Here is a 22,992-nt window from a genome sequence, read left to right on the forward strand (position 1 = left end):
TAAAACACTTTGACAAAGAAAAATAGCAGTTATATCTGTTTGCGCAAACGGGCAACAGGTATATTCAGTTGTTCACGGTATTTGGCTACTGTGCGGCGGGCTATGTTGTAGCCCTTTTCTTTCAATATTTCCATCAAACGCTCATCGGGCAGGGGTTTGTTTTTATCCTCGCCTTCAATCGCATCCTGTAATATTTTCTTCACTTCGCGGTTACTCACCTCTTCTCCGTCGTCAGTAGTAATCCCTTCTGAGAAGAAAAATTTAAGCGATATAATCCCGAAATCGGTTTGCACATATTTGCTGTTTGCCACCCTCGAAACGGTTGAAACGTCTAAACCCACTTCGTCCGCAATATCTTTTAATATCATCGGCTTTAGTTTGGTTTCGTCTCCCGTTAAAAAATAATCATACTGATATTTCAGTATGGCATTCATAGTAAGCAATAAAGTATTCTGGCGTTGCTTTATCGAGTCGATAAACCACTTAGCCCCATCCAGTTTTTGCTTAATAAACTGCACGGTTTCTTTAATCTGCTTATTATTGCTTTGGTTACGGTCGTAGCTTTTCAGCGTATCCAAATACGTGCGGCTCACCCTCAAGTCAGGAGCGTTCCGACTGTTCAGTACAATCTCAAGTTTGCTATCGGTGTCAACAATAATAAAGTCGGGTACTATGTATTGGGTTTTTATGTTGGTGCCGCTATCACCGGGCTTAGGATTAAGCTTGGTAATAAGTGTTACCGCCTCCCTAAAATCCTCATCCTTCACCTTTAATTGGCGAAGCATCTTTTCGTAATGCTTCTTGGTAAAATCTTCAAAAAAGTCGTTGATAATGCGGATAGCCAAAGTAACCTCAGGATGAAGCACTTTGTCTTTGCGTTTTAATTGCAACAACAAACACTCCTGTAAAGTGCGTGCAGCAATACCTGCAGGTTCTAATGATTGTATTTTGTGAAGTACCTTCTCAAGCTCCTCAACAGTAGTTTCCACATTCATCGAGAAGGCCAAATCGTTCACAATCGCCCCTAGAGGTCGGCGCAAATATCCGTCTTCTTCAATGCTGCCAATAATTTGCTCGGCAAGCACAGCCTCGTGCTCATCGTGCATACTGGCCTGTATTTGTTCAAGCAATTGCTCGTGGAAAGAACTGGTGCTGGCTATTGGCAATTCCTTACGTTCATCGTCACTGCCGCTTTCCTCATACAAATGGAACCCGTCGCCGTCACTATCGCCCCCCATGTAATCGTCAAGGTCAAACAAATCGCCGTCGTCAAACACATCCTCTTTTTCTACCTCGCTGTCAATATCCTCAAAGTCATCCTCCTTGGTATTTTCAGTTTCGGTTTGATTAAAATCGGCATCGTCGGCGTCCTTCCCGTTCTCTAGCGCGGGGTTTTCAATCATCTCCTGCTCTACACGCTGCTCAAAATCTTGCGTGCTAAGTTGCAGCAGCTTGATAAATTGTATCTGCTGCGGAGATAATTTCTGAAGTAATTTTTGCGAAAGTTGTTGTTTCAGCATCTTTATAATCCGAACAATGACAAAAATTTTGCCCAAAATTAGTGCTATTTTTGCCAAAGAAGAAACGACGAAGTATAAAACGAATGTATATCAAGGATTTGAGTGCCCACGAAGGGCAGGAAGTGACCCTAAAAGGATGGGTAAGTAACAAACGCGAAGGTAAAGGATTGGTTTTTGTGATTCTGCGCGACGGTACAGGCCTGTGCCAGTGCGTAGTAAGCGCAGAAACCGTGAGCGAAGAAGTGTTTGAAAATGCACGCTCGCTTACCTTAGAAAGTTCTCTTACAATTACAGGAAAAGTATTGAAAGACGACCGCCAAGTGGGCGGTTACGAGCTTCAGGTAAATAATTTAAACATTATCCAAATTACCCAAGACTATCCTATAGCCAAAAAAGAACACGGGGTGGAGTTTTTAATGGACAAACGCCACTTGTGGTTGCGCAGTAACCGCCAGTGGGCCATTATGAAAATAAGGAACCAACTTATTTACTCCATCCATAATTTTTTCCAACGCAACGATTTTGTGCAAATGGATGCGCCTTTGTTTACGGCCAACGCCAGCGAAGGCACCACCAACTTGTTTGAAACCGATTTCTTCGGCGATCCGGCTTACCTTTCGCAAAGCGGACAGTTGTATGGTGAGGCTATGGCAATGGCTTTGGGTAAGATTTATACGTTTGGCCCCACCTTTAGGGCTGAAAAATCGAAAACACGCCGACACCTTGCCGAGTTTTGGATGATTGAGCCTGAAATGGCTTTTTACGACATTTTTGATAACATGGACCTTATCGAAGATTTCTTAAGGTCGATAGTTACCGATGTGCTGAACAACTGCAAAACCGAGTTGGAAATGGTGGGCAGGGAAACTGCCATGCTTGAAAACATTGCGAAACCTTTCCCCCGACTTACCTACGATGAGGCGGTGAGGATTATTAAAGGCGAGCAGGATGTGAACGGGGTGAACAGCATTAAATCGTTGGAAGACGAATTACTAAAAGTACAAACCCGCATTGCAGAGGTTGAAAAAGAAATTGAAGAACGCGAAGAGAAAATAAAAACACCCGGTATGAAGAAGGGTGAAATTGGCTTTAACCAAAGTAAAATTGACCAACTGAAAGGTGAGTTGAAAGATTTGGAAGAAGACCAACGCAACATACCCCAATGGATTGCCAGCGCTAAAAACTTTGAATACGGCAACGATTTTGGTGGTAGCGACGAAACGGTAATCACCCGCCTGTTTGATGTGCCCATTATGGTATATAACTGGCCGCACGAGGTGAAAGCGTTTTATTTGAAACGCGACCCTGAGAACGAACGTTTTGCCCGCGGTGTGGATGTACTTGCCCCCGAAGGATACGGTGAGATTGTGGGTGGTGGCGAACGTGAAACCAACCTTGAAATGTTAACCGCAAAAATTGAAGAACACCAACTACCTATGGAAGCATTTGAGTGGTACTTGGACTTGCGACGCTATGGGAGCGTACCCCACGCAGGCTTTGGCTTAGGCTTGGAGCGTATTGTAACCTGGGTATGTAAACTGCCCCACGTACGCGAAAGCATTCCCTTCCCAAGAATGTATGGCAACTTGAAGCCTTAAAATTATTTATAACTTGATTATGAAAATTATCCTTAAAAACTTTGGGCCGATAGAATTTCTAGAATTTGATTTAAACAATGACTTGCATTTAATATATGGGAAGAATTCTATTGGAAAATCTTACGCAACTTACACGATATACTGCCTATTAAAAAATTTAAAAAATAAATCCATTTCGCTAAGACAAATTTTTTATAGAGGCGAACTAGAAAAAAGCCCATTTCACATATTGGCTACTGAGGCTATTAAAACTATCAAGAAAGAGAAAAAAAACAAAGAAGTAAATATTACAGATGGATTTATAAGTGGGGTTAATAAATATTTAGAAGACATCTTTTTGGATGGGATGCAAAACTCTCTTTTTAACACATTTACATCATTATCAAACTTACAAAACAGATACTCTAATAACCCTTTTACAATAACAATTGAGATTAATGATTTTCAGAAAATAATTATTTCACAAGATAATTCTGCTGATAAAATCACACTAAAATATTTTCATAAAAATTTTGAATTAAAAGTTCTTGAGAAAAAAACTATTTCTACAAAATTTTCTCTCAAAACTATTGATAAAAAAGTATTTGGCGAACCAAATGAAACAGAATTCTCGGCTTCATTTGCTCAATACTCAATCAATTATGTGAATCAGTCTTTATCAGAATTAGATTCTGATATTAGAGACATATACTATTTACCAGCCTCAAGATCTGGTCTTTATCAAGCATTAAATGCATTTACACCAATTATTGCTGAACTCACTCAAAACAGATTCTTCATACAAAACAAAACCATTGAACTCCCATCACTTACAGAACCATTAGCGGATTACTTTATTGATCTCTCAACTTTGGATAAAACATTCATCAACGAAGAATTTAATCCAATTATTGATTATTTACAAAATGACATTTTGAAAGGCAAAGTAAACTACAATGAAAAAACTAAAAAAATAACTTATGCTCCAAATAATCTTAAACTTGAATTAAATTTATCCGAGTCGTCCTCTATGGTCGCTGAGCTTTCACCTCTGGTTTTATATTTTAAACACATCTTAAATCATAAATTTGAGTCAACCCAATCTAAAGACCCTTTCTTTTATGACGAATTTTACTCGACCACTGGAGGTTTGATCAGAAGAAGCAATAGACATAAAAGAGGTTATGATGTCATATTCATAGAAGAGCCTGAGGCACACCTCCATCCTGAAGTCCAAGTCAAACTTATGGATTTATTCTCACGATTGATTGGTCATAAGCTTAAAATATTTATAACATCTCATAGCAATTATATGTTTAATAAGTTAAACAATATAATTTTGAAAAAAGAAATAAATGTCGAAAAAATATGTACTTATCACTTAGTACAAGGCATAAATGGCACCTATCAAAATAAAGAGATGACGGTCACTGACGAAGGGATTCAAGACGATAATTTTCAAGACATTTCAGTTGAATTATATAAAGAAAGAATGACTATATTACAAAATCAAGACAATGCTGAATAAGATTGAAACGGATCCTGAATTATCAAAAATAATCGTCTGTGAATGCTGCGAGAATGGGGTTTGTGTTACAATTGATAAAAAAATTGACAGGAATGATTATATCATATTGAAACCTGACAATTATTATAACACAAAAAACTTTGCAGTACCACCCCCATCTGCAGATTGTATAATAATCAGAAAATGTAAGGATAATGGTTGGGGATTAACAATAGCAGAATTAAAAAACATTCAAACTTCTAGCAACTTCGAACTCGAGAATTTAACTGAGAAATTCAAGACCTGTTTGAATGATTTTATCCAAAATCGCTTCAAAATACTTAATATTGAATACAAGGATATAAAACTTTATTTTGTCTCAAATATAGAAATATATAAACGGGATATAGGCCCCAAGGTTGATATGCTAATAAACACAAGATTCAAATACAGAGAAAAGCAATACATGATAACCCCATATATGCCAAATCCAATGATAAAAAATTGCTACTAATACTTTTCGTTAAGAGTAGAAAATACTACTCAAATAATCTTGACCAAACTACCCTCCCTATGAACCACAAAGCATGGATTATTATCGCTAAAGTAATGGCAGTGATTACAGGCCTGTACGGCGTTTTGCTAATCACCACGATAGCAAGAGACATTTCCATGTACAACGCCCACCCCGAGGCATACAATAATGGTTTGCAAGGAGTATTAGCCGCCAAATCGTTTGAAATTACTTTTATCCTGCTTTCACTTTTAGGAGCCATATTGTTCCTTTTCAACTCAAAAATTGGTTGGGCGATGCAAGCAGCCATGCAAGTATTGTTTTTAGTGGTAATTATTGCCTCACTATCATTTGCAGCGGGTGATAATGGCAAAGAAGGCGGTGCCGGCATCTATGCCTTAGCTGCCATTATGCTATTGCTTTGTCTTGTAGGGTTTATGGCAATTTTCTCTCCTGCGGTACGTAAGCGTTTCAACATTACTATTACCCATTACATATTGTCGGCTGTGTTTGCAGCGTTGGTAATTGCTGCTAAATATATCTAAAAGGCGTAATAGCCTTCTAAAAACAACTTTAGTTTGCTACCTTTGCAGCGTTTTTTACTGCAACAAAAATCATGGTTGAACATTCGTACCTCAGCAACGCCGATGTGAGCGTTATCGACGATTTGTATAAACAATATGCCGCCAACCCCGAATCGGTGGACTTTGGTTGGAAGAAATTTTTTGAGGGGTTTGATGTAGGGCAAGGCCGCAGCAACGGCAGTTCATCATCACAACCCGTATCAGAAGATGTGCTGAAAGAGATAAACGTACTGAACCTTATTAAAGGATACCGTACCCGCGGGCACTTGTTCACCAAAACCAACCCTGTGCGCGACCGCCGTAAGCACGCGCCTACCCTTGATATTAAAAACTTCAACCTCGACGAAAAAGACCTTGATAAGACCTTTAATGCGGGTGTTGAAATTGGCTTGGGACCTGCCAAGCTACGTGATATTATAAGCCACCTTGAGGCTACCTATTGCCAAAGCATAGGTGCGGAGTTTGTGTACATTCGTCACCCTGAAAAGGTAGAATGGTTGCAAAAGAAAATGGAAAGCGGCAAAAACCAGCCTAAACTACACATTGACGAGAAACGCCATGTGCTAGACAAGCTGAACAAAGCCGTGATTTTTGAGAACTTTTTGCACACCAAATTTGTAGGCCAAAAACGTTTCTCGCTTGAGGGACTTGAGACCCTTATCCCTGCGTTGGATACCATTATCCAATACGGTTCTGAAAAAGAAGCCGAAGAATTTGTGATAGGCATGGCTCACCGTGGCCGTTTGAATGTACTTGCCAACATTTTAGGCAAATCGTATAGCGATATATTCAAAGAATTTGAAGGTAAAGCTTACGAAGAAGCGCTGTTTGAAGGCGACGTGAAATACCACTTAGGTTTTTCGAGCAACATTACTACCCGTGGCGGTAAAAATGCTCACATCAGTCTTTCGCCCAATCCATCGCACTTAGAAACAGTTAACCCCGTTGTTGAAGGTATTACCCGCGCTAAACTTGATTATAAGCACAACAGCGACGTTGATAAAATCATCCCTATTTTGATACACGGCGATGCATCGCTATCAGGACAGGGTATAGTGTATGAAGTAGGTCAGATGGCCGGATTAGAAGCCTACAGCGTAGGTGGAACCGTACACATTGCAGCCAACAACCAAATTGGTTTTACTACTAACTACACCGACGGACGTACAAGTACTTATTGTACCGATGTGGCTAAAGTTACCCTTTGCCCAGTATTCCACGTAAACGCTGATGATGTAGAAGCAGTAGTTTACACCGTGCAATTGGCACTAGAGTTCAGGCAGAAATTTAATACCGACGTTTACATTGATTTGTTGGGCTATCGTAAATACGGCCACAACGAGGGCGACGAACCCCGTTTTACCCAACCTTTACTATACAAAGCCATTGGCAAACACGCCAATCCACGTGAGATATACGTAGAAAAACTATTGGCAGCCGGCAGCATTGAGGCCGAACTTGCCAAAGAAATGGAACAGAATTTCCGCAAGGAATTGCAGGAGAAACTGGAAATGGCTAAAGCTGAAGAGCCCACCCGTGCATTTAACTTTATTAAAAATGTATGGGATGGCTATACCAGTGTGAATGCTGAAGACGCCAAACGCAACCCCGAAACCAAAGTAGATGAAAAACTGTTTTTGGAATTGGCCGAAAAAATCACAGACATACCTGCTGATTTTAAAGCATTCCAAAAAGTAGCCAAGTTGTTTACCGATCGTAAAAACATGATTAAAAACAACAACTACGATTGGGCAATGGGTGAGTTAATGGCTTATGCTACTCTATTGAACGAAGGCTACCCCGTGCGTATGAGCGGCCAAGACTGCGAACGCGGTACGTTTAGCCACCGTCATGCGGTAATTAAAGAAGACCCTGAATTTAGCGGTACCGACCAAGAACACGCTGAAAAAGAATATACCCCGCTTAATAATATTGGCGAAGGCAAACCCAAACTACAGATATACAACTCGTTATTGAGTGAGTATGCTGTAATGGGTTTTGAATACGGCTACTCAATGGCTACACCCAACACGTTAACCCTTTGGGAAGCTCAGTTTGGTGATTTTAGCAACGGTGCCCAAATTATCATCGACCAATACCTAAGCAGTGCCGAGGCCAAGTGGAAAACCTACAGCGGTCTAGTATTATTGCTTCCTCACGGTTACGAAGGCCAAGGCCCTGAGCACTCTTCGGCCCGTTTGGAGCGTTACCTGCAATTGTGTGCAAACAACAATATGCAAGTAGCGTATTGCACCACCCCTGCCAACTTGTTCCACCTGTTCCGCCGCCAGATGTTGCGTAATTTCCGCACTCCGCTGGTGATAATGACTCCGAAGAGCTTGCTGCGTCACCCACAATGCGTAAGCACGTTGGAAGACTTTACCAAAGGTAGTTTTATGCCGGTGATAGATGACGCGAAAACCAATGCAGCAAACGTGAAACGTGTGTTGCTATGCAGCGGTAAAATCTATTACGAACTATTGAACCGTCGCGAGGAGTTGAAACGCGAAGATGTAGCTATTGTTCGTGTGGAGCAATTGTATCCTTTCCCCGAAAAAGAGATTGCCGAAGTACGTGCCAAATACAAAAACGCCGAAGTGGTTTGGGTACAAGAAGAACCAAAAAACCAAGGCGCGTATTTGTTTACACTACGCTACGACGAAAACTTTGACTGGAAGGTAATTGCCCGCAAATCAAGCGCATCACCAGCTACCGGTATGGCTAAAATACACGCTAAGGAGCAAGAAGAACTGCTTACCAAAGCATTTGCCTAATCCTAAGTCATGCTGAACTTGTTTCAGCATCGTACTCACTATTCATGATATGTACTAATGAGATCCCGAAACTAGTTCGGGATGTCGGCGATATTCCTCCTCCTGAATCCTCCTCTCAAGTAGGACATTAGGATGCAGACTTTCTTCACAATCTTTACGAATATTAATACTCGTCACAGTTCAATGTCCCCCGCAGGCGGGGGCAGGGGGTGGAAAGTATGACGAAAACAGTCATGCTGAACTTGTTTCAGCATCTTACTTACTATTCACGATATGTACTAATGAGATCCCGAAACTAGCTCGGGATGACTATCGTATTTCACTTAGCGAATAATACACAGGCAAACCCTTTGCCAATACCAAATCGCGTTCGCGGTTAGCCCCGGGGCTTTCGGCCAGTAATAACAACGCCTCGCATTTATCAATTACCGCCAGCGATATATCCATTATCCCCTTGTAAGTATCCTCGAGGGTAGTTTTGGCAATAACGGGTAAAGCAGCATTTACTCCTATTAAAGGAATATGCCCCATTTCGAGCAAACGGGCTGCCGCCTCGTTCATACGGTCAAGATTTGCTTGTCGTTCTTCTGCTGTAGGTGCGCTGTACGGCCCTGCTACTCCTATTATCATTTCCAAAATTTACATAAAAGACAATAAGGCAAACTAAAAAGTTTCTGCGAATACAGCTTTTCCTTTTCAAACGTTAATAGAAAGCCTTATAAAAATGCAAAAAATAATACAAAAGCACATAGGGGTATAGAGGCACTTAGTTGTACTATGAGGGTGATTGCTGATTTTTTAAAAATAATCCCAAACAAAGCAAACACTTGATGGTTTACAAAAGTGCCTTCATCGAGAAAAATGAACAGTTGAAATAATATGTTAACCCAACCCAATGAACCAATTCATAGTTTCGCGGCGCATTCTAACAAAACTATGAAAAAACTATTCCTATTGTTCTTACTCTTTTGTACAGCGGCGGGACTCAAAGCCCAATCACGCTTTACCATTAGCGGAACAATTAAAGACGCCGCCAACGGCGAAGAACTAATCGGCGCTACCGTATTGGCCGATGGCACCACAAACGGTGCCGCCTCAAACGAATACGGATTCTACTCCCTAAGCCTTGTTAAAGGAAAGTACAAACTGATTTTCAGCTACACGGGCTACACCTCAAAATCTGTTGAGATTGACCTTGATGCCAACAAAACAATTAACATTGAGTTGGCCGAAAACACTCTTCAAGTAGAAGAGGTTGTTGTAACCGGCGAAAAGGCTGACAAAAACATCAGCGAAAACAAAATGAGCGCCGTTACACTGGATGTTAAAACCGCTAAAAAAGTTCCGTTATTGTTGGGTGAAACCGACATTATCAAAGTAGCTCAGCTATTGCCCGGCGTTCAGGCTGCCGGAGACGGAAGCACTTTAACCATTGTTCGCGGTGGTAACATCGACCACAACCTTGTACAACTTGACGAAGCTGTGGTTTATAACCCTTCGCACGTTATCGGATTCTTTTCGGTATTTAATGGTGATGCCATAAAAGATTTTGAAATATATAAAGGAGGCACACCTGCTCAGTTTGGTGGCCGTCTTGCCAGTGTGATGGATGTAAGGATGAAAGAAGGCAACAACAAAACCTATAGCGCTTATGGCGGTATTGGTGTTTTATCTTCTCGTTTAACTATTGAAGGCCCTATAAAAAAAGACCAGCACTCGTTTATAGTTTCGGCACGCCGCAGCTATTTCGATTTGTTTTTCCCCCTTTCAGAACAAACAAAAAACGCCAAAGCCTACTTTGGCGATTTGAATGCTAAAATGAACTTTACGCTTAGCAAAAAAGACCGTTTGTTCCTTTCTTTCTATACCGGTAAAGATGTGTTGGGTATCGGCTCGTTTTTTGGGTTCGGCTGGGGTAATAGCACGGGTACTGTGCGCTGGAACCGCATCATCAACAGTAAAATGTTTATGAACACCAGCTTTATTGCCAGTCGTTACAACTACAACCTTCAATTCAATATCTCGCCCAACCTAAACCTTGAGCGTAATAACTACATTAACGATTTGGGGTTAAAGTCGGATTTTACCTACTACATCACCCCAAAAAGTACTGTACGTTTCGGTTTGTTCAATACCTTCCACGAGTTTAGACCGGGCGAAACAGAACCTATTACTTCAACTTCAATTATCTCGGCTGCGGCATTGCCCCGTAAACGTGCATTTGAGCAAGCCTACTACATTAGCCACAAGACCGATGTAAACACCCGTTTAAATGTTGAATACGGTGGCCGTATCTCAGTATTCTCAAACGTAGGCGGTGGCAGGGAGTTTACCTACTCAAACGGTACTCCTACTTATGTTGACCCTGCTAACCCCGGTGTGCGCATTTCTTCAATGCTGCTGATTAGCGATACCACTAACTATGCTGCCGGTGAATTTTATAACACGTATGCCGGTTTTGAGCCACGCCTTAATGCTGCCTACCGTTTAGATGCTACCAGCTCGGTAAAACTATCGTACAACCGTATGTTCCAATACCTGCACTTGGTACAAAATACTACTGCAAGTACCGGACAAGAATTTTGGGTGCCCAGCAATCCTTACATAAAACCACAACGTGCCGGCCAAGTAGCCGTGGGATATTTCCGCAACTTTATGAACAACAAGCTGGAAGCATCAGCTGAGGTGTATTATAAAGACATGAGGAATACTGTAGAGGTAATTGATAACGCCGAACTTGATTTTACTGAACCAATCGAAAGTCAATTGGTACAAGGCCGCGGACGTTCGTATGGTTTAGAGGTATTGGTACGTAAACAACAAGGCCGCCTTAACGGTTGGGTTAGTTATACCCTTAGCCGCAGCCAACGTAAAGCCGAAGGTATAAATAACGGCGACTGGTATGCCTTTAGGTTTGACAGAAGGCACTATGCAACCGTGGTAGCTACTTATGACCTTAACGACCGTCTTAGCTTTGGTGCCAACTTTGTGTATGCCAGCGGCGAAGCTGCCACTGTGCCTGTTGGTTACTATATAGTGAACGGACAAGAAGTAGAGCACTACAGCGACCGCAATAGTTTCCGCCTTGCCCCTTACCACCGTTTAGATTTATCGGTAACGCTGAACCGTAAAAAGAACCCCGATAAAAAATATAAAAACGAAAGCAACTGGGTATTCTCAATATACAACGTTTATAACCGCAAAAACTGGTTCTCGCTTTCGTTTAAAAACGATGATAACGGCCAAAGAGGCGTTTACCGCACCTATTTGTTCGGCATTATCCCATCAGTTACCTACAACTTTAAATTCTAAACTTAGCGATGAAAAAGATTATATATACCCTTGCACTTGCTATTGTTTTTAGTGCTTGCGAAGAAAAAATAGACCTTGACTTATCATTTGCAGGCCAAAAACCTGTGGTTGAAGGCAGGGTTACTACTGAAACCGACAGTTCATACATTCAGCTGAGCTACACAGCCCCTTATAACTCAAACGGAAAACCTCCTGCCATAACAACTGCTGTGGTTGAGGTTACAAAAGATAACGGTACTCCTGTTATTTTTAACCACACTGCAAACGGCGTTTACAAACCTGCTGCGGGTTATGTGGGCGTAAAAAACTCTACATACCATCTTAAGGTGGTAATTGACGGTAAAGAATATACTTCAACTTCTAAGCTTGAACCTATGTTTAGTGTTGATGACACCTTAGAGCATGTGTTTAAACCCAAAGAAGGCTTTTTAGACGAAGGATACGCCATTACTTTCTGGGGAACTTATGACCAAGCCCCTGTAAAAAATTACTGGTTTAAATACGGCAAAAACGACACTCTTGAAGAAGGCGATGTATTGTTTGATAATGCTGACATTGAACTAAACAAACGTAGTGCATTTGAGTTACCCTTCTTCCGCCCTCAAAAAGGTGATTCGGTAATGCTTTATTTCCGCTCTATAGATGTTTATGCCTACAATTATTTGTATGCACTATCCATGCTAAACAGCGGTGCACCGGGTCCGTTTCAGGCTCCTCCTGCTAACCCGCCTACAAACATTAAAGGTGGGGCATTAGGCTTCTTTTATGCTGCCGATGTAGTGCGACGCTGGAAAATTGTGAATTAACATTAACTACCAAATACTCTTTAAGGCAGCCTGTGAAGGCTGCCTTTTTTTATTTGTAAAACACTTTTAATCAATTAATAGGGTATTACTTAAAAAAATATTAATTTTGGTTAAATTGTTTTGTATTATGAGAACTATCAAATTCACCTTGCTGTCTGCTATTGGCACATTGGCTTTTTTAAACTCTTGCAATCTTGAAGACTTTCAAGTACCAACAACGAATAAAAACTTAGTTGCAATTTCGGGAAAGAGCAATGGCTCGGTGAGTGTTGGGCAATCAGATACTTTTACTATAGACCTTGTTAATGATGGGACATCGGAGATAACGATCAATGATGTAGATTTTTCTCAAAATGATGAAAACGCTTTTTCATTTGAAAATGGGAAACCCACCTTCCCTGTTAAAATACAACAAAATAAAAAGTTCAGTATTAAACTACGTTTTACGCCCACAAAAAACAAAACATATACTGCTATTCTTGCCGTGACGGGCACTGATCCTTCAGACACCAAAACTTATACACTAAAATTTACAGGACAAGCCCCCAAAGGATCGATAAAATCAGTCCCTGATATCGGCATTTTTACAGGGTGTGATTACCCCAAAGCGATTAGAGACTTAACTGAGTTTAATGAAAACCTATACACCGACTATATTACAAATCATTTTAAACTACAAGTAGTCGACATTGATTCGTTAGAAGGTAGGATTACATTTAGAATTAAAAGGTGTGATAATACGAACTTCAAAAATTATGCTTCGTGCGCTATTTTTGAAGAGAACCCCGTGTACAGTATAGGTTGGAATTCTCCAGTGGATATAAATTCTAACGATACTGCCTGCACTATTCAGTTTAGAACAAAATTCCATGGAAAAGACACGAAACGCTACGTTGCAACCATCCAAGAGTTTGGTTCAAATGCAAAATACTATTGTACCAAAGAAGTTACTCTCTCTTGGTAATAAATTTACTTCTAAAAGCAGCCTGTGAGGGCTGCTTTTTTTGTTTTATACAATCTGCTTTTAATGCCTGCTAATACATCCTACTTTTGCAGTAGATGAAAAAGATAGCATATAGTATTGTTATCCTTATTTTAGGAATAGGTTGCACATCAAAAAATTCAACCGTTAAAGTTACCGACCTTTTAAAAAGAGGGGATAGTTTACTGGCAGTAGGTGAACTATCTGCCGCCGTTGGGGTGTACGACTCTGTATTATTGGCCGACAACCAGAATATACACGCCTCCTTACAAAAAACATTAGCCCTTATACAAAACAGCCAATACACCAGTGCGATACAAAGTGCCGGTGCTGCCCTGCAATTGGCCGATACTTCAACCGCCTATTATTACCGTGCCAATGCCCACCGTTTTATCGGCAACTATGCCGAGGCTATTGCCGATTATACCATTGCTGTTAAAAAGGCTCCCGATAATTACGATTATGTACACGAAAGAGGCATTGCCCTTTTGCATATAAACTCCTTAGATAGTGCTTTGCAAGACTTTATGAAGGCCAAAAACCTTAATCCGTTAGACCCTAGAGCGTTTCTTTCCATCGGAAGTACTTATACGTTAAAAAAGGATTTTGGAGCCGCCCTTCGATACTATGAACAATCGTTAGGGTTGAAGCCCGATTACTATCAAGCCTTGCACGCTAAATGCAGGTTGCTGAAAGACATCGGCGAAATTGATTCTTGCATCGCTACCCTTTATACGGCTATTAATTACCATCAAGATTCTGCCGACTTGTATAAACTTCGTTGCGATATGTTGTTTAAGAAGCAACGATTTAATGATGCTGTGATTGATGCAAGTGTATTAATACGTTTAATGCCCAACAAAGCGCCCTATTACAACGTGCGCGGTTATTGTAAAATACAGCAGAATAAAACACAAGAGGCATTGGCTGATTTTAACAGTGCCTTAAAAATTGACTCAACCTATGCGTATGCATGGAGCAATAAAGGGTATTGCCATTATTTGCTAAAAGAATACCCAACTGCTATGAGTGATATTTACCACTCACTACAATTGGATGCAAACAACAGTTTTGCATACCGCAACCTTGCCCTAGTGCAAATAGCCCAAAAACAGAAAGCAGAAGCCTGCCAAAGCATTAATTTGGGGCTAACAATGGGTTTCACGAAACAATACGGAGACGAGCTTGAAAAGCTTAAAAAACAGAATTGCCGCTAATTAACGCAGCAAATGAACTACACCTGAGTAATTGTGGTAAAAACCAAACACATCACGCAAGGCATAAACATAGGTATAGGCTTCATCTTCACAAGGTTCACCCTTGTACTTGCCATCCCAACGTTTTAGTGGTGAATCTGATTCAAACACCAGTTGTCCCCAACGGTTAAAAATCCTTAGGCTGTACTCTTTGTAATACCTTGTACCCTCACCGCCAAACTCGGGGTTATTGCCATCATCATTCGGTGTAAAGGCATTAGGAATATGGAAGAAAAAGTCGGGGGCTACAAACAAAGTTTTACGAATGGTATCAAAACAACCCTCTGTATTGGTAACAACAAGCCTGATAGGCAGAGTTGCCGTATCACTAAACACTATCAAAGGATCGGATTGATTGCTCACCATACCGTTACCAAAATCCCAAAACCATTGGTCAACATCGTACGATGAATCTATAAACTGAATGGTCGTATTTTTTTCATCAAAATCTACCTTCTCGTGCCCGAACAACGCTTGAGGCAGCGCCTTTACAATAGCCTCGTTTACCTTGGTTACTGTAGCACGGCAACCGTAGCTCGATTCTACACTTAACGAAATGGTATAGGCGCCTGTATTGGCATACGTATGGCTTGGGGTTGAATCACCTGATGAGGTACCGTCTCCCAATGTCCAGTTATAGTTTACAATTTTACCGGGGTGGGCAGTGCTTTTGTTTTTAAACTTCGAGGGCTCAAAAAGACAGGTAGGTTCTACCGAGAAGTTAACGGTTGGAGAAGGCAACACAATTACATTTACCGAGGCTGTATCTGTACATCCCTTATCGGTAGTAATTTTCAGTTTTACATTAAATGTATCCGGATATGCATAAATTTTCGCTTCAGGAAAATTATTCATGCCGATGGTTCCATCACCATATTCCCACAAATATTGGCTAATTACGCCTGCACCCGCAACTGAACTATCCCCTCTGAAATTAAATGAGTTTCCGTCAAGACACTGCATTGGTCTGTTAATTTTTGCCTTGGCAGTAGGCGTAGGATAAAAGCGAACCTGTTTGGTTACTGTATCACCACAAGACTTATCAGAAACAACAATCAGTTTTATTTTATAGGCACTGTCTTTAGAATAGTTTTTAATCGGGGGTTCTTTAAGTGTTGATGTTGCTCCATCGCCAAAATCCCAATCATAACTATATACTGAACCCGTAGGCACAAACGAAGGTGCTGCCGAGAACGTAAACCCGTGGTTTTTAAAGCACATCTCAGGCTGGGCAATAGCAAAATCAGCCTTTGGCATCGGATATACAATCACATCCCTACTTGTTGAGTCTGTACAACCTTTATTGGTTATTACCCTCAACTGTACTTTATATGAACCGTAGTTGGCATATTTTTTACCCATGCCGGTATTTCCAATGGCAGTATTATCGCCAAAATTCCACAAATAGGTTTGTACAAAACCCTTTTCAGTGTAAGTAGTATCTTTAAAATTATAGGTATTGCCAAACAAGCATTGGTCGCTATCGTTGGCTTTAAAATCTACATAGGGGTCGCCGTGAACATGCACGTATTTAATAGTGCTATCGAAACAACCCGGTCCTGTGCCCACCTTCAATTGAACTTTAAAAGAATCAACCGTGGCATAGGTTCTGAAATTATTTAGTGGTAAAGCCGTTCGGTCTTCGGGCGGCAAGGTATCTGTAAACATCCACCCCCGGTAGTTTATTGAATCCAGCGGGGTGAAAGACGTATCCGTGTACTCAAACTTATTAGCCGAAAGACATTGATTATCATCATTAATGGTAAAGCCCGCTTTTGGCTTGGCAAACACCCGTACTTGCTGGTACATGGTATCTTTACAATCCTGACTGGAGTTTAACGCCAGCGAAATAGTATAGGTGCCCGCTTTGGGATAACTGATAGCAAATTGTGTTTTCCGTGTAGTGTCATTGGGACCCAACCCTTTATTAAACAACTTACTTACTATACCTCCTTGTCCGTAGTCGATGTATGAAGTGTCTTTAACATTAAATATGTTGCCCTCAAAGCACTGCTGCAACGTATCAACAATAAATTTGGCCACCGGATGTTTAACCACCAGAATAACCCTTGACATTGTTGCTTTACAACCTTTCTCACTCACAACCGTCATCACGGGCGTATACGATGCTGCATTGTTATAATGTTTAACCCCAATATTGGTAAAACCCTTTGTCCCATCACCAAAATCCCAAGTAGTGCTCTTGTATGCAGGGGTAGAAAGGTTGGTAAACACGTATTGGTTATCGCGCTCGCATTGCAAACCGTCGTTCAGCCTGAACATGGGTATAATCGAGTCGTGATAAACATCAATAGTGTCAGTCATAGAACAACACTTAAAGGTTTTTATCACCCAATACCTACCCTCTGTTTCTGCCATAATGTTGGGAGCAAGATCCAAGGGGTTTATGCCTAAATCGGGCTTGCCGCTGTTTACATCCGGAAACGATTTATAATACCATATAAAGGTAGAGCCGGGGTTATCGGCAGTGGCTACGTTCAAAAATATTCTGCGGGGTTGCTTGCAAAGAGCAGTGTCTTTAGGCCCCATGTTGGTAGTAGGCGTAACATTTATTTTTACTAAATCTTCACGCACAACAGCCTTCCCTAATTCAGAAGAATAAGCAATCATTTCAACCCTAAAACATCCGTGTTGAGGATAATAATGCTTGATAGTGTTGCCGGTGCCTACCTGATTTCCGCCGTTGGGATCTGTGATTTTCCATTTAAAAGAATCTATTTTCTTTCCTTCGGCCAAAATGCTCCACCGCTCTGGGTTCATGTTCAACACCGTGGTATCGGCATGACAACGCTTATCAGCAATGTACATATCAGGGTCAAGAAACCAGCTTTGGTTAAAGTTGGGGAAATTCTTACCCGGTGATGATAGATTAAGATTAATTATTTGATGTTGGTAATCACAGTCAGTACCTGATTTTTCAGGACGTTGGATTACAGATAACTTGTCTACAGTTTCCCCGTCAATAACATATATTTTACCATCAGGCCCTAATTGCATACCGCCCTTAGGTTTCATAGTAGGACCGGTTACTTTAAGAGGCAATTTGGCAATAACTGCGGGGTCAAGTGATAAATCGTACTGATAAACACCTTCTTCGGCAGGGGCAGTTCCGCCATTGTAGTTGTTGGTATATAAAAAGCGGCCACTGGGTGAAAACTCAACGGTATTACCGTCATCCAGCCAGCCATTTTCCATATCTCCCAAGTAGCTGTTAATTACTCCTGTTGTTGGGTTAAACTTAAATAATTGCAGTGGGCGCGAAATAGCCAAATAGCGGCCATCGGGAGAAAATTTCATTTGCCCGGTTTCGCTTTTTGTAGAACCTACTGGGCTAATTACTGCGTTGGTATCTACACCTAAACTGGTAACGTGATATGCTCTGAACTCAGCGTTTCCTTTAACCTTAGTAACAACCCAATACCCGCCATTTCCATCGTTGCAAGCAGTTACCATTTCGTTGGCATAACGCACCAGTACTTTGTTGCTCACAACATAACCGGGGCCACCGGGAGCATTGAACGAAAATTCAGTATAGCTTAAACCATTGTAGTTGTTTACCTCATCCCCATCTACAGTGAAAAAATAAAAAGTACCGGGATTTTGCAGGTTAGGAAGGATAAGTGACGATTGGGTTGCCTGCCTTGAACCTACCATCGGAAACACGCCGCCCCCGTTTACAGAGTTATGCAGTGAGTTCCAAATACTATCGCCGTTGCAATAAAACTGTAGGTTACCACACTCATCACTAATGGTAGAAGGTCCTTCAACCCATGTGGTTATTTTACCTTCTTTTATAACGTTGGGGGGAGAACAGTTAAAGTCTAAGCCTACACCGCCAAACAACCATGTATTTGCAAAATTATTGGTAAGTGTACCGCCGCCATGCTGGGCAAAAAGGGAACAAGCACCCAATAGGAAGAGTGCCAGCAGTAAACCCCTGATTCCTTGCTGTATGTTCATGGCCCCTTTCTGTACTTAGATTTATCTGGTAAAAGAAAGGTTGCCTGTGTGTAATGCCATAACATCAAAGATAATAATAAGCGCGACTTTACGCACCCGTTTCGTATAAAATACGGGGAAGAAATTACTTTTTCTACTAACGGATAAGCATTAAAGAGCCGTTGTAGTTATGATACTGGCCAAATACATCCAGCAAACGATATACGTATGTGTACAATCCAACGGGGCAAGCTTCTCCGTTTGTTGTACCGTCCCAACGTTCTTGAGAATTATTAGATTCAAACACCTGTTGCCCCCAACGATTATAAATTCTTAAATAATACTCTTTATAATAACGGGTTCCTTCTCCGCCAAATGTGCGGTTATGTTCGTCTTTATTAGGCGTAAATGCGCTAGGTACGTGGAAATAAAAATCAGGTGCCACAAATACACTTCGGTAAAGCGTATCAAAGCAGCCTTCGGCATTGCTCACAATAAACCGCACAGGTAATGAGGCTGTATCATCAAAAACAATTAATGGATTTTGTTGATTACTGATAAGTCCGTTTCCAAAATCCCAATCCCAGAAATTCACATCAATGGATGAATCAATAAACTGTACAGTAGTGTTTTTATCGTCGTAATCAATTTTAGCCATTCCAAATTTAGCTTGTGGCAAGCCTTTTACCACAGCCTCATTTATTTTGGTTACTGATGAGCGGCATCCGTAGTTAGATTCAACACTCAATGTCACCGTATATGCTCCGGTATTATCGTAGGTATGTATCGGATTGGTATCATTAGTAAGCGTTCCATCACCTAAGTTCCAGTTCCATGAAATGATATTACCCGGATTGCTTGAGCTTAAATCTTTAAACATTGATTGATGGAACAAACAAGTTGGCGCTACCGAGAAGTTAGCAGTGGGTGAAGGCCTCACTTGTACTTGCACCGAGGCTGTATCCGTGCAACCGTCAGCCGTAGTTACCTTCAGATTCACATCAAACGTGTCCGATTTGATGTAGAATTTACCCGCAGGGTTGGGAACATCCTCAATAGTACCGTCGCCCAAATTCCACAAGTATTCTGTTATCGTTCCTGTGCCTGCTGTTGAACTATCGCCTTTGTAATAAAACACGTTCTCTTCAAGGCATTGGATAAGGTTATCAACCTTTATCACTGCTACGGGAGTAGGGTAAAAATTAACTGTTTGCTTGGCGGTATCAACGCAGTTTTTATCAGAAGTGATAATCAGTTTCACCTCATGAGCCGTATCTTTTGTATAAACCTTGGCCGGCGGATTTTGAACCGTTGATGTTGTTGCATCGTCAAAATCCCACAAGTAACCTGTAATTGTTCCTACGGGCACAAATGAAGCTGCGCCTGAAAACGAAAACGAGTGGTTTTTGAAACAAGAAACGGTTGGATTTACTGTAAATGCCGCCTCGGGCATGGGATGCAATAATATTCCCTTTGAAACCGAATCGGTACAACCATTATTACTAATTACCCTTAGCTTCACATTATAACTTCCATACTTGGCGTAGCTTTTACCTATTCCTGTATTGCTAATGGGCGAACTATCGCCAAAATCCCACAGGTAAGTTTGCACACTGCCCTTTTCAACAAAAGTGGTATCGTCAAAATTATACAAGTTGCCCTCTAAACACTGTGTAGGTGTTGGAATGGCAAAATCAACAAACGGGTCGCCGTGCACATGCACATAACGCGTCATGCTATCGTAGCAATTTAGCCCCGCTCCTATTTTTAACTTCACCCTAAACGAGTCGACCGTATTATACGATCGGTTATGTTGCAAAGGCATTCCCGTTCGGTTTGCAGGCGGAGTGGCATCACCATACGTCCACCAACGATAGTTTATCGAATCTATCGACGAGGAGGAAGTATCTGCGAACGTAAACACATTACCCAGTTTACACTGGCTGGTATCATCAATGGAGAAACCTGCTACGGGTTGAGAGAATACTTTCAGCTGTTTATAGGCCGTATCTTTACAATCCTGCGAAGAATTTATAGCCAACATCACCGTATAGGTTCCCGGTTTAGCATAGCTTTTGGTAAACTGTTTCTGATTGGTTGAAGTACTATCGCCCAAATCAAAAGTCCATTTTTGTATGCTACCGTTACCAAACTCTATCGTTGAGGAGTCTTTAAATTTAAACACGTTCCCCTTAAAGCAAAGCTGATTAGTATCAACACTAAACTTGGCCACAGGGTGTTTTACCACCAACATGATACGCGAAATTTTAGTTTTGCAACCAAACTGGCTTTCAGTGGACATTTCTACGGTATAAGACCCGATAGCATTGTATTTTTTAGTAACAATTTTACCTGTATCAGCAGTTGCATCGCCAAACTTCCACGAAGTCTTTTTAAACGTAGGGGTAGATAGGTTGGTAAATTCGTAAGAGTTATTCCGCTCACATTGCAACCCGTCATTCACTTTAAAGAAGGGTATTATTGAGTCGTGGTGAATATCAATCGTATCAGAGTTTGTGCAACACTTAAAGGTTTTAACTACCCAAAAACGTCCTTCAACTTTCGGGGTAATATCAGGCCCCATGCTAATAGGATTAAGTCCCAAGTCTGGGATACCCGCCGCCACATCGGCAAAGGTTTTATAATACCAAACGTATTCTGAAAACGGGTTATCAAAAGTGGCAACCGTTCTAAAAAGTTGTCTTGGACTAACACACAACGTAGTATCGCGCGGGCCCAGTTCAGTGGTTGGCATCTGGCTGATACGTGCCAATCGCTTACGGATAACCGAACCGCCCAACTTATGCGAAAACGCTTCAATGGTTACATTAAAACACCCGAATTGATCGTAGTAATGCGGTATGGTGAAACCCATTGCAGTATGTGTTCCTGAAACGGGGTCTTCAATCGTCCACCGCACAGAATCGATATCGTTACTGTCCGCCAACGAATACCACAACTTATCATTTAATTCTAAATACGTGGTATCTCTATTACATCCGCCATTTACAAAAAACAACGCGGGCTCATAAAACCAACTTTGGTTAAAGTTAGGAAAGTATGTACCCGGACTTGTTAATCGAAGGTTGATGAATTGATATTCAAAATCAGCATCAGTACCCAAATATTCCGGACGGTGAATGATAGACAGTTTATCAACTGATGCTCCTTCAATAATGTAAATTTTACCATCGGGTCCTAATTGTAAACCACCTTTAAGAACGGTTGATGGTGCAGAGACGCGCAATGGTGTAGCGCGGATTATCATCTCATCATCGCTGCGCAAATCAAATTGATATACACCTTCCTCACCGGGTGTAGCCCCATTATTAAAATTGTTGGTATATAAGAAATTGCCGCTTGGTGAAAATTCAACACCGGTACCGTCATCTAACCAAGGAAAACCTGTTGAAGAAACCCCCAAACTGAGTGAAAAGTTTTTAACAACACCGGTAGCAATATCAAACTTAAACAGTTGCAATGGACGGGTTATAGCTAAAAACCGACCGTCAGGTGAAAACTTGAGCTGCCCGCTTTCAGAAGCTGTACCACCGGCAGTGCTTCTAACGGCACTTGTATCAACGCCTGTATTAGTAACATGGTAAGAACGGAATTCGTCTTTGCCCTTCAGTTTAGTAACCACCCAATATCCCCCATTACCATCACTGCAAGCAGTTACCATTTCATTAGTACCGCGCACCAATACTTGGTTAGCTACAGGAAATATAGGGTTTCCGCCAATTTCAAGCTCAGTATAACTAAGCCCGTTAAAATTGTTTACTTCATCCCCATCAACAGTAAAGAAAAAGAATTTTTTCGGGTCTTGAGGGTGAGGAAGAATTACTGAAGATTGGGTAGACTGTCGCGAACCATGCAAAGGAATAGCAGGACCTACTATAAAGTTGTGGGCAAAATCCCAGATAGTGTCACCGTTACAATAAAAACGTAAATCACCGCATTCATCACTTAGGGCAGATGAGCCAACTACCCAAGGGGTAATTTTACTTTCGCCGCGTAAAACACGGGGCGGATTGCAGTTAAAATCAAGACCGACTTCTCCAAAGTACCATATATTTCCAAACCTGCTGGTTTGGTTTTGGCAAAAGCCAGCTTGCGCTGCCCATACTAATACAAGCAGTAAAACAATACTTTTACCGTACTTACGATACATTTATCCTACCTATTTTAAAAAAATGCCTA

13 protein-coding genes are annotated in these 22,992 nt (G+C 41.2%); 9 read left to right on the plus strand and 4 right to left on the minus strand.

All coding sequences use genetic code 11. The annotated features are described in order from the left end of the window. Nucleotides 1-29 precede the first annotated feature (29 nt). The gene (gene rpoN, locus F9K23_09335) at nt 30-1,520 is read right to left on the minus strand and encodes an RNA polymerase factor sigma-54 (protein ID KAB2915926.1); all 1,491 of its coding nucleotides are present in this window, start codon (nt 1,518-1,520) and stop codon (nt 30-32) included. 83 nt (nt 1,521-1,603) lie between these two features. On the opposite strand from rpoN, the gene F9K23_09340 reads away from it, so the two are divergent. From F9K23_09340 to F9K23_09360, 5 genes are all read left to right on the plus strand, one after another. Continuing rightward, entirely contained in the window at nt 1,604-3,118 is a 1,515-nt protein-coding gene (locus F9K23_09340; GenBank protein ID KAB2915927.1) for an asparagine--tRNA ligase, read from the plus strand. Nucleotides 3,119-3,137: 19 nt separating this feature from the next. Then, nucleotides 3,138-4,625, plus strand: coding sequence for an AAA family ATPase (locus F9K23_09345; protein ID KAB2915928.1), 1,488 nt, complete (start codon nt 3,138-3,140; stop codon nt 4,623-4,625). Beyond that, on the plus strand, nt 4,615-5,118 hold the full coding sequence (locus F9K23_09350; protein ID KAB2915929.1) for a hypothetical protein: 504 nt from the start codon (nt 4,615-4,617) through the stop codon (nt 5,116-5,118). The genes F9K23_09345 and F9K23_09350 overlap by 11 nt, the downstream gene beginning before the upstream one ends. A gap of 59 nt (nt 5,119-5,177) precedes the next feature. Next, nucleotides 5,178-5,663 (plus strand): hypothetical protein, encoded by a 486-nt coding sequence (locus F9K23_09355; protein ID KAB2915930.1) that lies wholly within the window; start codon nt 5,178-5,180, stop codon nt 5,661-5,663. Nucleotides 5,664-5,734: 71 nt separating this feature from the next. Next, nucleotides 5,735-8,476: a 2-oxoglutarate dehydrogenase E1 component gene (locus F9K23_09360; protein KAB2915931.1), complete on the plus strand. Its 2,742-nt coding sequence runs from the start codon at nt 5,735-5,737 to the stop codon at nt 8,474-8,476. A gap of 309 nt (nt 8,477-8,785) precedes the next feature. Here the strand turns inward: F9K23_09360 and F9K23_09365 are convergent, their stop codons facing one another. Then, nucleotides 8,786-9,106 (minus strand): DUF4406 domain-containing protein, encoded by a 321-nt coding sequence (locus tag F9K23_09365; GenBank protein ID KAB2915932.1) that lies wholly within the window; start codon nt 9,104-9,106, stop codon nt 8,786-8,788. A gap of 249 nt (nt 9,107-9,355) precedes the next feature. Between F9K23_09365 and F9K23_09370 the strand changes: the two genes are divergently transcribed. The 4 genes from F9K23_09370 to F9K23_09385 all read left to right on the plus strand — a co-directional run bounded on the left by F9K23_09370 (nt 9,356) and on the right by F9K23_09385 (nt 14,793). Beyond that, complete coding sequence (locus F9K23_09370) at nt 9,356-11,788, plus strand: TonB-dependent receptor (protein KAB2915933.1); 2,433 nt, start codon at nt 9,356-9,358, stop codon at nt 11,786-11,788. A gap of 8 nt (nt 11,789-11,796) precedes the next feature. Further along, nucleotides 11,797-12,594: a DUF4249 domain-containing protein gene (locus F9K23_09375; protein KAB2915934.1), complete on the plus strand. Its 798-nt coding sequence runs from the start codon at nt 11,797-11,799 to the stop codon at nt 12,592-12,594. A gap of 127 nt (nt 12,595-12,721) precedes the next feature. Then, the gene (locus F9K23_09380; GenBank protein KAB2915935.1) at nt 12,722-13,558 is read left to right on the plus strand and encodes a hypothetical protein; all 837 of its coding nucleotides are present in this window, start codon (nt 12,722-12,724) and stop codon (nt 13,556-13,558) included. Nucleotides 13,559-13,653: 95 nt separating this feature from the next. Beyond that, the gene (locus F9K23_09385; GenBank protein KAB2915936.1) at nt 13,654-14,793 is read left to right on the plus strand and encodes a tetratricopeptide repeat protein; all 1,140 of its coding nucleotides are present in this window, start codon (nt 13,654-13,656) and stop codon (nt 14,791-14,793) included. On the opposite strand, the gene F9K23_09390 is transcribed toward F9K23_09385, so the two are convergent. Together F9K23_09390 and F9K23_09395 are read right to left on the minus strand one after the other, a co-directional pair. Then, nucleotides 14,794-18,813 carry a PKD domain-containing protein gene (locus F9K23_09390; protein KAB2915937.1) on the minus strand — a complete coding sequence of 1,340 codons (4,020 nt, stop codon included), beginning with the start codon at nt 18,811-18,813 and terminating at the stop codon, nt 14,794-14,796. A gap of 136 nt (nt 18,814-18,949) precedes the next feature. Beyond that, nucleotides 18,950-22,963, minus strand: a complete 4,014-nt coding sequence (locus F9K23_09395; GenBank protein ID KAB2915938.1) for a PKD domain-containing protein — start codon at nt 22,961-22,963, stop codon at nt 18,950-18,952. Nucleotides 22,964-22,992: the final 29 nt, after the last annotated feature.

The organism is Bacteroidota bacterium, from assembly GCA_008933805.1.
Taxonomy (GTDB): domain Bacteria; phylum Bacteroidota; class Bacteroidia; order UBA8524; family UBA8524; genus SB11.